The following is a 15,401-nucleotide window of genomic DNA, read 5'->3' as shown; positions in this document are numbered from 1 at the left end:
AGAGGTTATTCATTTCTTGAATATGCAAACGTTTGTGCAAAAAGGCGTTATCTTGCTTGGATCGCTCGAAGATTTTTTTAGCAGAGAATCAAAGAATGACAGGATTACTGGAGAGAGGAGGCGCGATAGCAGGCTCATTTTCACATTCAAACAAAAGATTCGTTAGCAAGGTTCTACTGACTTTCAAATGAATTCAAATTCATGGTCCCCACAGGGGCAACAGATAAGGGAGGAAAAACATGAAGCTTGTGCGCAGGCTAGGCGCATTTCTGTTGGCATTATCCATCGTTGTTTCCACACATACCCCAGCAGCTTATGCTGAAATCTCCGCTTCCCATGTGTACCATAACCATATGCCGAATTTCTGGGCTTACTACGATACGGCCAAGTATGCCTCCACACCTGTAGGATCACCCATCCGATACACCTATGACGGGCAAGTCATAGAATTGAAAAAAAATCCTCCAGCAGGTTATCCGTATTTTCTGCCTGGCGGTGCACCGATGCCACATGACGATCTGGTCGCTTATTACACGCATCATGCAAAAACCGGAGCCTATCTCAGTTGGCCATGGCAAGTGGCAGGCGATCTCAAAAATAACCATCCAGCCGCAGGCATGCAGGTAACCATGTCAGGCTCCCTCCTGAACAATGTGGACAGCTTTATGTATACTAATAATGTAAACGGTTACAATAACAAATCTTGGGGTACTCCTTGGAAGGACGCGTACAACAATCTGAAAACGACCCATGGAGAACGTACGATGGATCTCGTTCATTTTACCGGGCACCACTCCATGGGGCCTCTTGCGGGTAATGAATATTTGCTCAAGGACTTGATATACCAAAATGCAGTCATGGCCCAACCCTTTTTCCTCGGAGACAGCTTCAAATCTTCCAAAGGTTTCTTCCCGACCGAGCTTGGCTTCTCGGAACGTATTATTCCCGTGCTGGATCAACTCGGCATTGAGTGGTCTGTGATCGGCAACAACCATTTTTCGCGTACCCTGAAGGACTATCCGTTGTTGAACGATCCAGGCAAGGATACGATGGTATCCCCACCAAATCGAGCCGATCTGCAAAACACCAGTAGTGTTGGTTCGTGGGTGTCTGCACCGATGTTCAACGAAAAACAGGTCGTGTACAACAAATACCCGTTCGCCTCTACACCGCACTGGGTGCGGTATGTGAATCCCGAAACCGGAGCTGAGAAGAAGATTGTTGGCATTCCTGTAGCCCAGGCAGAATCATGGGAAGAAGGCTACCAAGGTTCGGTGAAGGCAGATGCACTCAAACCATTTGAGGGACTAGTGGATCAGAAGCAGTTTTTTGTTATTGCGCATGATGGGGATAATTCTTCAGGGCGTGCAGGTTCTGAGGACACTTGGCGCAATGCAGGCAGTGTGACTTATGCACAACCCGGGGTAAAAGGAGAGAGCATCAACGAGTACTTGCGTACGAATACGCCAAAAGCCGACGATGTGGTACATGTGCAGGATGGCTCGTGGATTGATACGCGTGACTCCTCCTCCGATCCGACATGGTATCACTGGCGTCTACCTTTTGGCATCTGGAAAGGGCAGTTTGATGCGTTCAACAAAGCTACCGGTCTTCAACTGGAGCCCAAAAAGAATCTGGACGGGGTTCAGGAAGGTATGACGGTATCCTTTGAATACGGTTATCACTATCTGGAGCGTAACTTTGCCCTGGAACAGGCAGCGCTCAATTATGCAAAGACAGCCGAACAAATGTGGCTGGATGCCAACCCGAACCATTGGAAGCCTTCTACAGCACTGGATCGGGAGATCACCTACGAAGGCAATCAGCTGAATCCATGGATGATGGCTTACCCAGTCAAGGGAGATCCGGCAAACAATTATAAGGGCGGGGCGAACCCGGCAGAGCTGAGCTGGTATTTCCTTTTGCCGGCGCTGGATTCCGGTTTTGGATACTATGATGAAAATGTGGATGACGGTGTGAAACCGACACTATCCTTTAATCAGTCTCTGTTTTTCTCCAAGCCATACGTTAACGGGCAGCTAGCTAAGGATCGCACAGGCCCGTCAGTCTGGTGGCCGCAGCGTTATCCGTATAATCCAGGCAGTGCCAATGTTAGTAAGGCAGAGGGATGGACGCTTCATTATTTTGACAATACGTTTGGCATCTACACCTACGCTTATGATGTGAGCGGGATTCGTGATATCAAAGTGAAAGTACGGACTCATCGGGATAAGCAGGCGGATGCGAAGGATAACACTTTCCGTGTGTATGATCCGGCAGCGCTCCAAGCCAAGGGTGTGTCCAACATTGATCCTGCAAAAGTGAGCCCATGGCAGGAATATCCGATGACCAAGCGTGATTTGAAGCCGGACATCAACGGGGTGGCTTGGCAACCAAGCAGTACCGACATGTTTAAACGTGTACCGGCTCAAGAAATCGGGGATATGTATTATACCTATTTCAACGATTTCAGGGATCAACTGGTCGACTATTATATCGAGGCTACGGACGGAAACGGCAATGTGACTCGCAGTGAGATTCAGACGGTGTATGTAGGTGCCGGAAAGTATAAGAAGGATGCGTCTGGTAAAGTGGTGGAGGATGCGAGTGGAACGATTCAGGGGACACACCCATTTCTAGTGGTGGATCAAACACCTCCTTCCGCTCCAACTGGATTGAAATCCACGCGTGTTACGGATCGTAGTGTCACTCTTCAATGGACAGCAGCTACGGACAATGTTGGTGTCGATGGATATGATATCTATCGGAATGGCACCAAAGTGGGCAGTTCGCAGACGACAGAGCATACAGATACCGGACTTGAACCTGCCAAAGCCTACACATACAGCATCAAAGCCAGAGATAAGGCCAATAACCTATCTGCTGGCAGTCAAACTTTACAAGTGCAGACACTCGTTGCAGATACTGAGCCACCAACAACACCGACGAACGTTGTAATGTCCAATTCAACTTCGTCATCGGTTACTCTCGGATGGTCAGCAAGTCAGGATAATTACGGAGTTGCGAGATACGATATCTATCGTGATGGCAATAAAGTTGGAGAAGCAACCCAGCTGACGTATACCGATTCTTCTCTCGCTCCTGCAACCAATTATGTATACACCATCAAAGCGGTCGATGCTGCAGGAAATGTCTCGTCAGCCAGTGAGTCAGTCACGGTAAAGACCAAAGAAGGCAATGTGGTCACCATTTATTACAAACAGGGTTACACCAATCCATACATTCATTATCGTTCGACGGGTGGAACCTGGACGACGGCTCCGGGTGTGAAAATGTCGATAGCCGAGATGCCGGGATACATGAAAATGACCGTGAATGTAGGCACAGCTGCCGGACTTGAAGCGGTTTTCAACAATGGTAGCGGTACATGGGACAACAACGGTGGAAAGAACTATCAGTTTCCTTTAGGGGTGAGCACCTATAATGCAGGGGTCATCACTCAAGGTGGGCCACAAGTAGATACGGCTCCGCCTAGCGTACCCACAAATCTGACAGTCACCTCAAAAGCTTCCGATCGTGTATCCCTTGCTTGGAGTCCATCAACAGATAATACAGGTGTAACCGGATACGAAATATTTCGGGATGGCGTCAACATTGGCACAAGCACAACAACTGCGTATACGGATACAGGTTTGAACGCTGCAACAGCTCATGCTTACTATGTTGTAGCTTATGATGCAGCACGGAACAAATCGGCAGTAAGTGCGGAAGTCCGTGTGACGACCGATGCTGCACCAAAGAGCAATAGTGTCACGCTCTACTATAAGCAGGGATACGCTCAGCCTAACATTCATTACCGTCCGGCAGGAGGGACATGGACGACACCTCCAGGTGTTCCAATCCCAGTATCAGACCTGCCAGGGTATAACAAAATTACAATTGATGTAGGTACATCGACCGGACTGGAGGCCGTTTTCAACAACGGAAGTGGTACTTGGGATAACAACGGGGGTCGCAATTATGTATTTCCTCTTGGGGTAAGCACTTATCATGCTGGTGTCATCACATCAGGAGCCCCAGCGGGAGCAACATTTTCAAGTAATGGTGACAGCCCAGTGACATCTTTGCCAGTAGAGTTTATCCATGCTTCCCCTTGGAGATGGGGACGTAGGAGCGCCTAAGTTGATGGTGTGAAGAAGAAAGGAAAGAAAGAAGCCTTGTTTATTGAGAACAAGGCTTCTTACTATGGCATTCAGAATATTGGCAGGAGGATATTCATCTGTTTATTTTTAGTGCAAGGATCAACTGTATTCATTGTTATCTGACGAACTTCATTCCAGCTGCACATCTTTCGTGGATGTATGGTTAAAAGATAAAAGAAAACGTATTGACAAGAAAAGTTGTAACATTTATAGTTACATTATGAATTAGGGAAACAACCTTAACATAATAGTTAGTAAAAAACGATATTGAAGGAGAGATTGACGATGAAAATTGCAATTATTGGTGCAACAGGTAAAGCGGGAAGTACTATTTTGAAAGAAGCGGTAGACCGCGGGCACGAAGTAACAGCGATTGTGCGGAATGCATCCAAATTAGAAGACAAAAGCCTGAATGCATTGGAAAAAGATGTATTTGATCTGACGGCTTCAGATGTTCAGGCCTTTGATGTGGTTGTGAATGCGTTTGGTGCACCAGCAGGCAAAGAAAACCTGCACGTGGAAGCTGGACAAGCCCTGATCAACATTTTGAAAGATGCTCCTAACACTCGTCTGATCGTTGTGGGTGGTGCGGGGAGCTTGTTCACGGACGAGTCCAAAACGCTGCGTGTTGTCGATTCCCCTGGATTCCCTGATGCGTACAAAGCAACAGCATCCAACCAAGGAAAGAATCTGCAAGACTTACAAGCATCTTCCGGCATTCAATGGACATTCCTTAGCCCTGCTGGTTTCTTCAATCCGGAAGGCGTACGTACTGGAAAATACCAGTCCGGCAACGATGTAATTATGGTAAACAGTGAAGGCAACAGCTACATCAGCTATGCCGATTACGCGATTGCCCTTGTGGATGAGATTGAGAATCCGCAACATAAAAATGAACGTTTTACTGTAGTTGGCGAAGCGAAGTAATAATTAGATATGCTTGTAGGATAAACTAAAAACAAACGGACACTTGCTTGGATAAGCGAGTGTCCGTTTTTGTTGATGTAAAATTATTTATGATCTATCAGATGTTATCTATGATTGGGCTCATTATTGACGCTTCGGCATCTTGCTCTCATCCATGTACAGCAGATTCCAGCGATGACCATCCAAATCCGCAAACCCTGCACCATACATCCAACCGTCCGTCTCTCCTGGCTTACCAAAGATGCCTCCTCCGGCACGCTCTACATTCTGAATAAAGGAATCGACTGCTTCTCTGCTATCAGCACCAATGGAGATGATAACCTCTGCACTATGTGAAGTGTCCACAGCTCTGGCTCCGGTAAATTTCTCGAAAGTTGCATAAGGAAAAAGCATAATTGTAGTTTGCCCTATGGAGATCATGGCTCTCTCGCTACCAACGTTCGTCGTTTTAAATCCTATTGTATTAAAAAAAGAAGTTGCCTTTTCTACATCTTTGACCGGCAAGTTAAACCAGATATCTTGTGACATCGTCATGGCCCCCATAGAGAAAGAATTTATCTTATTATACGCTATTATGAAGAGAAGCAATGCAATTCAATGAAGCTGTGTGTTTAGACTGCTATGTATATTGTTACAAAATTGTATTTTTATAAGTATTTCTTTACTTATGTAAGGAACGAGGCGTATAATCCGTTGAGACATCAGAGATTAAATAGAGACTCAGACAGAGAACATAAAGAGAGGTATGTTTCATGAATAGCGGATTAATTAATGCCATTATTGCGTATGTTATGTGGGGAATCCTCCCACTTTATTGGAAGCTGTTTAACAACGTGCCTGCTGGTGAGATTTTGTCACATCGGGTAGTGTGGTCATTTGTATTTATGGGGATTTTAGTCGCTATCCAGCGCCGCTGGAGTGATGTAAAACGAATCTGGACTAGCCGCTCCACTTTACTGTCGCTCACGGCTAGTGGACTGTTGATTGCGATCAACTGGCTGATTTTCATCTGGGCTGTGAACAACGGTCATGTGGTGGAGACTAGTCTTGGTTATTATCTGAACCCTTTGCTGAATGTGCTGCTTGCCGTCGTTTTCCTTCATGAGAAACCGAACCGGGGGCAATGGCTGGCCATTGCTATTGCAGCGCTTGCCGTGCTGATTATTACGATCGACTACGGACGTTTCCCGTGGATCTCCATTTCACTGGCTGCATCCTTTGGTTTATATGGTCTGGCTAAGAAAAAGATCAAGCAAGATGCGTCAGTAGGCTTGCTGTCAGAGACGGCAGTTGTCCTGCCTGTTGCATTAGGCTACTGGATTTATCTTGGCATTGTAGGTAAAACAACGGTTTGGACATTGCCAGCGCCAATGTTCTTTGAATTGTTGCTTTCCGGCGTTGTAACCGCATTGCCGCTATTGTTCTTCGCACGGGCCGCTGCCCGCATGTCGCTGTCCACGCTCGGATTTGTGCAATACATCGGTCCAACGATTATGTTGGTTCTGAGCATATTTGTGTTTAAGGAAACTGTTTCTCCTGTGTTGCTGGTTGGTTTCGCCTTCATTTGGGTGGCACTTATCGTCTATGCTATTGCTTCGATGCGTGCTACAAAACTGGCGAAGTCTGTCCAGGAACAGAAAGCGATCTAATACCAAAAAGTATGTTATAGCATAAAATGTTTGAAAGTTTAGAATTGATCTAGTCTTTCTGATGATTAGCCTTTCCATCCTTAAGGATGAGGAGGGCTTTTTTTTACCAAATTTACAGTCGTAAGGCAACCTGAATGATTCTTTTATTTACAAATTAAGGAACGTATGTTCTAATTGTAAGGAATGAATTTTTGCGGCGGTGGAGGTTAGGGTTGATGAAGCAACAAGGCATTGTATTCGTTGTGAGTGTATCTATTATAAATAAAGGGAACGTGCTGATTGTTAAGGAGAACAAAGCATCTGTTCGATACACATGGAATTACCCCTCAGGCCGAATAGAGTATGGAGAAGATGTAATGGATGCGGCACATCGTGAAGTGAGAGAAGAAACGGGTTATGATGTTAGACTAACTGCTACAACAGGTATTTACAATTTTATAAGCAGTCTTCAGCAACAGGTGGTTTTATTCCATTTTATCGTTGAGATTATAGGCGGTTCTTTGCAACTGGATACTATAGAAATTGCAGACGCGAGGTGGATTACGCCGGAAGACCTGTCTACATCGAATGTGCTGGAATTGCGCGACCGCGAAGTGATGTTGCAGATTACGGATAATATAATTACTAAAAAAGAGTATCCTTTAATGCTTTTCCACAGCAAGCTATAGAAATGGAGAAAGATGTTCATGAAGTCCTCGTATTTGACTCGTGCTTTTTATTATCTGTGGACAACCCAAACAGCAGCAAATGCTGCGGACGTATTGTATATTATGGCCCTTACGGTTATGGTATTGGATCGTACAAATTCGCTTGTGTCTGCGGCACTTTTGCCATTGATCCGCAGTGGGGCTCAGTTGTTGAGTAGTTTAGTTGCACCTCTATTCATTCAGCGTTTTAAGTTGCCCAGTCTACTCTTTTTTTCACAAACCGGGCAGTTCCTGTTGTTCATCTGTCTGGCAGTGTACATACAGCTTAATAGCGTAGAATCCTCATTAGTGCTTGTGTTTTCGCTTATATTTGTGATGTCTTTTCTCGATGGATGGACAACACCAGCTCGAAATGCGCTGATTCCACGACTGGTGACTCATGAACAAGGTCTACTCAAAGCCAATGGACTCATGAGCGTCAGCGATCAAGTTGTACAATTTGCAGGTTGGGGCCTAAGCGGCGTAATTGTTGCATTCATTGGATCAAGTTCAACGTTGTTAATCGCAGCTGTTATTTATGGCTTGGCAGCTGTATTTACACTTGGTGTTAAGGAACCAACGCTTGGAGGTATACCAGAGAAGCGTGTGAATGCAGCAGCAGATATTTCTTCTGATCTGGGCACAAGTAGATGGCACACGTTAACCGAAGGTTGGAAGATGATATGGAAGACACCTCGTCTGCGAGTGCTTACGTTCATGGATATGATCGACATGCTTGGCGGCTCTATTTGGGTAGGTGCTTTCACGCTTGCGTTTGTGCAGGTGGCGCTTGGACAGGGAGAAGAATGGTGGGGCTTCATCAATGCAGCTTATTTTGCTGGAACCATTAGTGGTGGTTTGCTGGTACTTGCTCTAGGCAGAATCATTGGACGTCGATATTTTTCAGTTATGATGATAGGGATGGCAGGGTATGGAATCCTAACTGCCGTTTATGCTTTAAACTCACAGCCTTTTGTTGCGTTGTTCCTGGTCATGTTAATGGGGCCATTTGCTGAGCTTGCTATGATTAACCGACGTACGTTGATTCAAAGTAGTGTGGCTAATCCGATGTTACCCAAGGTTTTATCAGCTCAAGCCTCCATGATGCATCTCATATTTTGCATATCTTTGCTAGGTATGGCTTGGCTAGCTGAAATCATAGGCATCGTGAATCTTTATTTGTTTGCAGCCGTACTGACCATCTTAGCCATTGTTGCGGGTTTGCTGAATTATCGGGCTTTTCAGGATCAGACCGTTCATTACGAACGATGAAAATAATGAATTAGGAGGAGAATGATGATGGTTAATGATGAGTTGCTAGAGCGCAAGCCTGGTCGTTTCGTGCTACCGGGAAACAGGATTCGTTTGATATCTCCGTTTCTTTTTTCAGTAATCATTGGCATGATCTATACGTGGTTAATCGTGAACGAAACGACAAACGGATATCTTGGCACACTATTGCCAAGTACCAGTGGTGCGGATCTTCATCAATATCTTCCCGTTATCCTTCCTTCATTTCTATTCTCATATGTTGTACAGAGAAAACACATGATCCTGATCGAAAATATATCGTTTAGCTGTATTCAAGCGATGATTGCTATCCTCAGTCTTTTTGTATCTCTTATAGCTGTTATGGTGTTCATGTAAGTTCGAGCAGGATCATTTGAACTTGCCCCTCGAAACGCTCAACCGTAGATATCTCCAAGCACCCAGTCAATAGGGTGCAATAACGCTCTTCAACGTCCAAAGGCACCATCCGTAAGGGTGAGCACCTTTTATAAATGTTTCTACATACTCCCGTGAAAAGTCGAAGCACGTTTTAGAAGCCCTCCCTTAAGGAGCAGCGCGTAGTGGAGGGGGCGGGAGCGATTCTGTAGAAGCGGAGCGTTCGCGTTTGTCATCGGATTTTCTCCTATGAGGGGAATTCAAAAAAATAAATCCGAGGACAACCAGCGATCGAAAGAACGCCCCGCCCCCGGAACGTCCACCCGCAGCTCTCATCTCAATGAGTTTGCTCTTTTCCATTTACTCCCGTGAAAAGTCGAAGCACGTTTTAGAAGCCCTCCCTTAAGGAGCAGCGCGTAGTGGAGGGGGCGGGAGCGATTCTGTAGAAGCGAAGCGTTCGCGTTTGTCATCGGATTTTCCCCTATGAGGGGAATTCAAAAAAGAAATCCGAGGACAACCAGCGATCGAAAGAACGCCCCGTCCCCGAAACGTCCACCCGCATCTCTCATCTCAATGAGTTTGCTCTTTTCCATTTACTCCCGTGAAAAGTCGAAGCACGTTTTAGAAGCCCTCCCTTAAGGAGCAGCGCGTAGTGGAGGGGACGGGAGCGATTCTGTAGAAGCGGAGCGTGCGCGTTTGTCATCGGATTTTCCCCTATGAGGGGAATTCAAAAAAGAAATCCGAGGACAACCAGCGATCGCAAGAACGTCCCGCCCCCGAAACGTCCACCCGCAGCTCCCGCCCGGGCATAAGGCTTCTAACTCCCGTGTTTAGTCAATGAACCCTTCCAGGATAGCCGTTGGCATCATATTCGACTGCCAAGCGCCTTTGCCGTATCCACCGTTATAACCTGGAGTAGCTTGTGGCTCCCAGTAGAATACACCTTTTCCTTTGCCACTCGGCAAATTGCGGATCTGATTTTTCATCGCTGCGACAAAGTTTTTTCCTGCCGACGGCTGATTGTTGTCCATGCCAATTTCGGAGATGATAATTTCTTTGCCATACCGATTTATCATATCTTTTGCATTGTTCACCGTGTTCGTCACGGCAGTATTCCAGCCGGAAGCAGAAGGGTAAAGAGACATTGCAATCATGTCAAAGTTAGCCCCGTTGCTAATTAGCCCACCGATATTCCAGACAAAGAGGGCGTTATCGTCTCCGTTTGCAAGATGTACAATGGTTTTAGTACCGCTGCTTATGGATTTTACAGCATTATGTCCCGTGTTCACGAGCCAAGCATAATTTTTCATATTGACCGAAGCTTTGCCATCATCCCACAACATACCGTTGCTCGTTTCGTTACCGATCTGTACCCAGTCTGGAGTGACCCCTTTGCTTTGCATAGTCGTCATAACGTCACGGGTATAGCTCCAGACAACATCCATCAACTGCTGGAAACTATAGTTTTTCCATGCGGCCGGTTTAGTTTGTTTACCCGGGTCTGCCCAGGAATCGCTGTAATGCAGTGTCAACATGACACTCATACCTGCATTTTTAGCACGTTGTGCGAGAGCGGCAGCGCGGTCTTTATTCATGTAACCGTTACCATAATCATTCGAAGGATTAACGAAAACACGGATGCGGACAGAGTTAATCTGATAATCCTTTTTCAAAATATCAATAATGTCGCGTTGTACTCCGTTTTTATCTTTCCACTTGTACCCTTGAGCTTCCATGCCCGGAACCCAACTGATATCAGCTCCTTTGGCAAAACTAGGTGCGGCGCTGGCGTGCTGGCCTGCTGGTAGCAGGATCGAAGTGAATAATAAAACAAAAGCTAGCAGAATGCTTGTTTTGAAACCCCTTACATTTCTAAACATGACAACATGCCTCCTCGGTTATAAGTTGAGATGCATCCTCATTATAGCCTTCCGAAATCATGCTTCTAAAGGGTCCGTTTCCAATATTTTGGTTGTTTTCTCAACTTCTCATACTTTTTCATGCGTTACGTTTATATGTATTATAAAAAAGACAAAACAAAAAGCCGTCCGAAGACGGCTTTTCTACCCGTGGCGCTTTTTAAAACATTGATCCGTATCCCGCGCCTCCATTACCATCCCATTTATTTGGAAGTAGTGGATCGGGTAAGGGACACGTTCAACATGTGATTAGAAATGTTGACGCACCTCCTTTCCTTGTGGCAAGAGTATACAACACTCTGTTTCAGAAAGCTAGTCTTTTTTCATATATACGCAAAATTATTTTTCGGTTTGAAACATCGTCGTTTCCCGAGCATAATGGCTCTTCGTTCCATTATCATTGCGAATCCGTACACTGTCATCACTGATTTTCTCCACAATGCCGCGACCGACTTCACAATATACACCTGCCGGATCTTCCTGCCATGCGGTAACTACACATTGGGAAAGGGCAGCAGTGAAAAACTCGATGTTTTTTTGTAACGTTCTAGGTTTGTTCGATTTCATGAGATACTCCTTTGAAATAACGTAAATTTGGGATAATAACGACAGCCGATCAAATCACACTGTAGTTCACTTTACCTTGTCTATTGTGCTTTGTAAAGGGATGGAAAAAGTTGCGGTCATGAGTTATCATTTACATAAATTTAACACTGCGTTAACATTCCGATGACGCTAGGAGCCGATTACGAATAGTACAATTATAGTAGAAGTTCGAATAAGAATTAACATGCATCACATTCGGAGGCCATACATGCATAAAGATCTCAAAACAGGAAACTATGTCAATCGTGATTTGAGCTGGGTTGAATTTAACAGACGTGTGCTTCAAGAGGCTCAGGACCCTACGACGCCTATGCTGGAACGGATGAGGTTCCTCGGTATTGTTGCCAGCAATCTGGATGAGTTTGTCAGTGTCCGACTTGCAGAAACCAAGGAGAAGATTAAGGCAGGATTCACACAAAAAGACTTCACAGGTTATACCCCTTCGGGACTATACCGCAGATTGATTAAACGAACCGGGGCTATGGTCGCGGAGCAATATAAAACGTATAGAGAGCTTACTCGTCTTCTCGCCAAGAAGGGTGTGCACATTCAGGATTACGTGGACCTTAACGTGACACAGCAGCGTGCAATGGACCAATATTATCATGATATTATTTTTCCGGTGCTTACGCCCATGGCCATTGACCAGAGCCGACCGTTTCCACTGGTGCATAACAAGTCGGTGTATCTGTCGGTCATGCTGCAAAAAGAAGATGAACAAAATGACGAGCCATTTATGGCGATCGTACAAGTACCTTCCAATCTTCCTCGAATCGTGAAGGTGCCTTTACGGGCCAATAGCAAAAAGAAATCCTTCATTCTTATCGAAGACCTGATTAAACATCATATTCATACCCTGTTCAGCGGATACATCTCGTTAGCTGTACAAGAATTCCGAGTGACTCGTAATGCGGATCTCTCTATTAATGAAGAGGAAGCGGAAGACTTGTTGGAAGCGATCGAAAAGGAGCTACGCCGCAGACGTCGCGGAGCACCTGTCAGGCTGGAAGTGTGCAAGGATTTTCGCAGTGACGCTCTGCAGGAACTGCAAGAAGAATTTGAAATACAGGACCCCATCTTTGAAATTGATGGACCACTTGATCTTAGTTTTCTGGCAGGATTCGTGGACAGTCTTGAGGGCTTCTCCCATTTAAAATACGCTCCGGTAAAACCTGTTTATCCGCCTGAGTTTTTGCCAAGAGAGAGTCATTTTGAGTTGCTTCGCAGACAGGATGTACTGGTCCATCATCCGTACGAATCGTTTGAACCGGTGACGGATTTTATTTTGGAAGCTTCGGAAGATCCGCAGGTTCTGGCCATCAAAATGACACTTTACCGGGTAAATGGTGATTCACGTCTCATTCCTGCGCTTGCACTCGCCGCAGAGAGCGGTAAACAAGTCACCGTCGTTGTGGAACTGAAAGCCAGGTTTGATGAGGAACGGAATATTGCATGGGCTCGTAAGTTGGAAAAGGCAGGCTGCCATGTCGTCTATGGTCTGGTGGGCCTGAAAACACATGCAAAAATCATCCTCGTTGTACGCAGGGAGCAACAAGGGTTGCGGCGTTACGTTCACGTCGGTACGGGGAACTACAACGAGAGCACGGCCAAAGTGTATACGGATGTAGGTTTGTTTACCTCTAACCCGATCATTGGTGAGGATGCATCCGAACTGTTTAATGAAATTACCGGTTATTCCGGTCCAAAGGCATTACAAGCATTCCGCGTTGCGCCAGATGGCATGAAGGATGAGTTGTTCACTTTGATTCGCAGAGAGACAGAACATGCATTGAAGGGGAAACGTTCTCGAATCATTGCCAAGATCAACTCTTTATCTCATCAGGAAATGATCGATCAATTATATGTTGCCTCACAAGCAGGGGTGCAGATTGATCTGATTGTTCGCGGTGTATGCTGTTTGCGTCCCGGGGTAGAAGGACTTAGTGAGAATATTCGCGTTATTAGCATTGTAGACCGTTTTCTGGAACATTCGCGGTTGTTCTACTTCGAAAATGGTGGGAATCCGGACGTTTTCATTTCCAGTGCAGACTGGATGTCAAGGAACTTAAATCGGCGGATTGAGCTGATGTGTCCTGTATTTGATCCTTCATTGAAAAAAATGCTGGTGGATATCCTCAATCTGTCGTTGAATGACAATGTGAAGGCTAGAGAACTTATGCCAAACGGCAATTATGTATTTATACAAAATGAAAAGCCCCCGCTGAGAAGTCAGACGGAGGCCATGGGCATTATCCCTTGGAAGCCTGCTGAATGGAGTGTTTTAACGTAACTCCCCAAGCTTCCTGCAGATCTTTGACGGCATCTTCCAGGCCGTTCAGTTCAAGTAAAGGCTCGTCTGTACAGGTCAATGTGACCTGCAGCGAGTCTTTTTCTTTGACCGCGTGAATGGCGGCAATGCTTTCTGCACGATTAATCGCTTCGGCCGCACGCAGTAACGATCCGATTCGGTGAGCATGCTGTGTATCCGAATCTTTTAGAATATCCTCATGCTTCTGCAGCAGTTGAGGCGTTCTTTTTTTCGGATGATAGTCGGCTGCAATGGCACTAAGAATCGTTTCCCTGTGGGAAAGACCGTAGATGCTTGCATTCATTATCCAGTAAGCCGAGTGTTGCGTGTACCGGAAATAGTTAATCTGTTTGCCGGCCATATGAAGCATGGAGGATGCATACAAAATTCGCTCATCAGAGGCGTCAGGAGGAGTCTCTTGCAAAGCGGTGTACAAGGTAACCGCATCCTGATGAATCCGGTTCAGACGTTTCTCCGGAATCGGCGGGCCGTAATGAAGGAAATTGCGGATGCTATCCTTCAATGCGTCAGGAGCGGATGGTTGACCAGCGGCGAGATAGTCTTTCAAGAGGCCATCACGGAGTCCTGCTCCGCTTACCACATAACGATCTCCCTGGATGATACGGAAGATGGTGCGCAAGATCAGTACGCCAGGTACGATAATATCAGCCCGATCCTTGGCAAGACCCGGCACCTTTTTGCGCTGGGCAGAAGTAAGATAGGGTAAGGAGTGGGCGATATTTTCCATCGCTTCCTCTCCGATTTCATAATGATGCGTTACTGGCAGAGAATATTGCGTCCGCTTCTGTTCTACTTTTGCGAGTGTACGCATCGTTCCGCCCAGTCCAATGAGCGGCAAACCGGGATGTTCCCGAATCCAAGCCTGCCCCTGTAGTGCCTCGATAACTTCATTGCACAGTGATTGTTCATTGGCCTCGGCCCACTGATCCTCGCCTCCGTAACGGGCATGTGAATTCACAGCACCGATTGGCAGAGAGACACTGTGCAATCTTTCGCGATTGCGGAATACGGTAATCTCCGTACTGCCGCCCCCGATATCAACGACAAAACCGTCAGCCAGGTCAATCGATTGTATTACGCCCAAAAATCCGTAATAGGCCTCACGATCTCCGGAGACACATTCAATCGTAAGTCCAGTCTCACTTTCCAACCATGCAATAATCTGTGCGGCGTTGGTCGCATTGCGAATTGCGGCGGTTGCTGCCGCCCGAACCAGTTCAGTCCGATAAGACTCACAGGTGGCTTTAAATTGCCGTAGGACGGTTATGGCAGTTGATAAGGAAGATCTTTGGATACTGCCGTCCGATTCCACAACCCCGCTTAGCCGGGCAGCATACTTGTCTTCATGAATAATGCGATAAGCTCCTTCTTCGTTTAATTCATAAATCACTAGACGAATCGAGTTTGAGCCAATATCAACAATTCCAAGTGTTTTATTATTTCGTGTCATAAGCATC

General features: G+C 46.0%; 11 protein-coding genes. 7 read left to right on the top strand and 4 right to left on the bottom strand.

All coding sequences use genetic code 11. The annotated features are described in order from the left end of the window. Positions 1 to 239: 239 nt before the first annotated feature. Positions 240 to 4,142: a carbohydrate binding domain-containing protein gene (locus tag M3629_RS18080; RefSeq protein WP_251509120.1), complete on the top strand. Its 3,903-nt coding sequence runs from the start codon at positions 240 to 242 to the stop codon at positions 4,140 to 4,142. 306 nt (positions 4,143 to 4,448) lie between these two features. After that, positions 4,449 to 5,090, top strand: a complete 642-nt coding sequence (locus M3629_RS18075; RefSeq protein WP_251509118.1) for an NAD(P)-dependent oxidoreductase — start codon at positions 4,449 to 4,451, stop codon at positions 5,088 to 5,090. A gap of 123 nt (positions 5,091 to 5,213) precedes the next feature. Here the strand turns inward: M3629_RS18075 and M3629_RS18070 are convergent, their stop codons facing one another. Then, positions 5,214 to 5,618, bottom strand: a complete 405-nt coding sequence (locus M3629_RS18070; protein WP_090919535.1) for a VOC family protein — start codon at positions 5,616 to 5,618, stop codon at positions 5,214 to 5,216. Positions 5,619 to 5,842: 224 nt separating this feature from the next. Here M3629_RS18070 and rarD point away from each other — a divergent pair, with 224 nt between their 5' ends. The 4 genes from rarD (at position 5,843) to M3629_RS18050 (ending at position 9,072) form a co-directional block, all read left to right on the top strand. Then, positions 5,843 to 6,739: an EamA family transporter RarD gene (rarD, locus tag M3629_RS18065; RefSeq protein WP_251509097.1), complete on the top strand. Its 897-nt coding sequence runs from the start codon at positions 5,843 to 5,845 to the stop codon at positions 6,737 to 6,739. A gap of 215 nt (positions 6,740 to 6,954) precedes the next feature. After that, positions 6,955 to 7,407 (top strand): NUDIX hydrolase, encoded by a 453-nt coding sequence (locus tag M3629_RS18060; protein ID WP_251509083.1) that lies wholly within the window; start codon positions 6,955 to 6,957, stop codon positions 7,405 to 7,407. An 18-nt stretch (positions 7,408 to 7,425) separates the two neighbouring features. After that, on the top strand, positions 7,426 to 8,697 hold the full coding sequence (locus tag M3629_RS18055) for an MFS transporter (RefSeq protein ID WP_251509080.1): 1,272 nt from the start codon (positions 7,426 to 7,428) through the stop codon (positions 8,695 to 8,697). A 21-nt stretch (positions 8,698 to 8,718) separates the two neighbouring features. Beyond that, positions 8,719 to 9,072, top strand: a complete 354-nt coding sequence (locus tag M3629_RS18050) for a hypothetical protein (protein WP_251509077.1) — start codon at positions 8,719 to 8,721, stop codon at positions 9,070 to 9,072. A gap of 848 nt (positions 9,073 to 9,920) precedes the next feature. On the opposite strand, the gene M3629_RS18045 is transcribed toward M3629_RS18050, so the two are convergent. Continuing rightward, positions 9,921 to 10,970 (bottom strand): glycoside hydrolase family 53 protein, encoded by a 1,050-nt coding sequence (locus M3629_RS18045; RefSeq protein WP_251509075.1) that lies wholly within the window; start codon positions 10,968 to 10,970, stop codon positions 9,921 to 9,923. A 378-nt stretch (positions 10,971 to 11,348) separates the two neighbouring features. After that, positions 11,349 to 11,576 (bottom strand): hypothetical protein, encoded by a 228-nt coding sequence (locus tag M3629_RS18040; RefSeq protein ID WP_123064690.1) that lies wholly within the window; start codon positions 11,574 to 11,576, stop codon positions 11,349 to 11,351. A 247-nt stretch (positions 11,577 to 11,823) separates the two neighbouring features. Here M3629_RS18040 and ppk1 point away from each other — a divergent pair, with 247 nt between their 5' ends. After that, entirely contained in the window at positions 11,824 to 13,905 is a 2,082-nt protein-coding gene (gene ppk1 / locus M3629_RS18035) for a polyphosphate kinase 1 (protein ID WP_251509045.1), read from the top strand. Here ppk1 and M3629_RS18030 read toward each other — a convergent pair. Continuing rightward, on the bottom strand, positions 13,865 to 15,394 hold the full coding sequence (locus M3629_RS18030) for a Ppx/GppA phosphatase family protein (protein ID WP_251509013.1): 1,530 nt from the start codon (positions 15,392 to 15,394) through the stop codon (positions 13,865 to 13,867). The genes ppk1 and M3629_RS18030 overlap by 41 nt on opposite strands. Between the last annotated feature and the right edge of the window lie 7 nt (positions 15,395 to 15,401).

The organism is Paenibacillus polysaccharolyticus (assembly GCF_023714295.1).
Lineage (GTDB): Bacteria > Bacillota > Bacilli > Paenibacillales > Paenibacillaceae > Paenibacillus > Paenibacillus polysaccharolyticus_A.
This window is presented reverse-complemented; position numbering and strand designations above follow the sequence as displayed.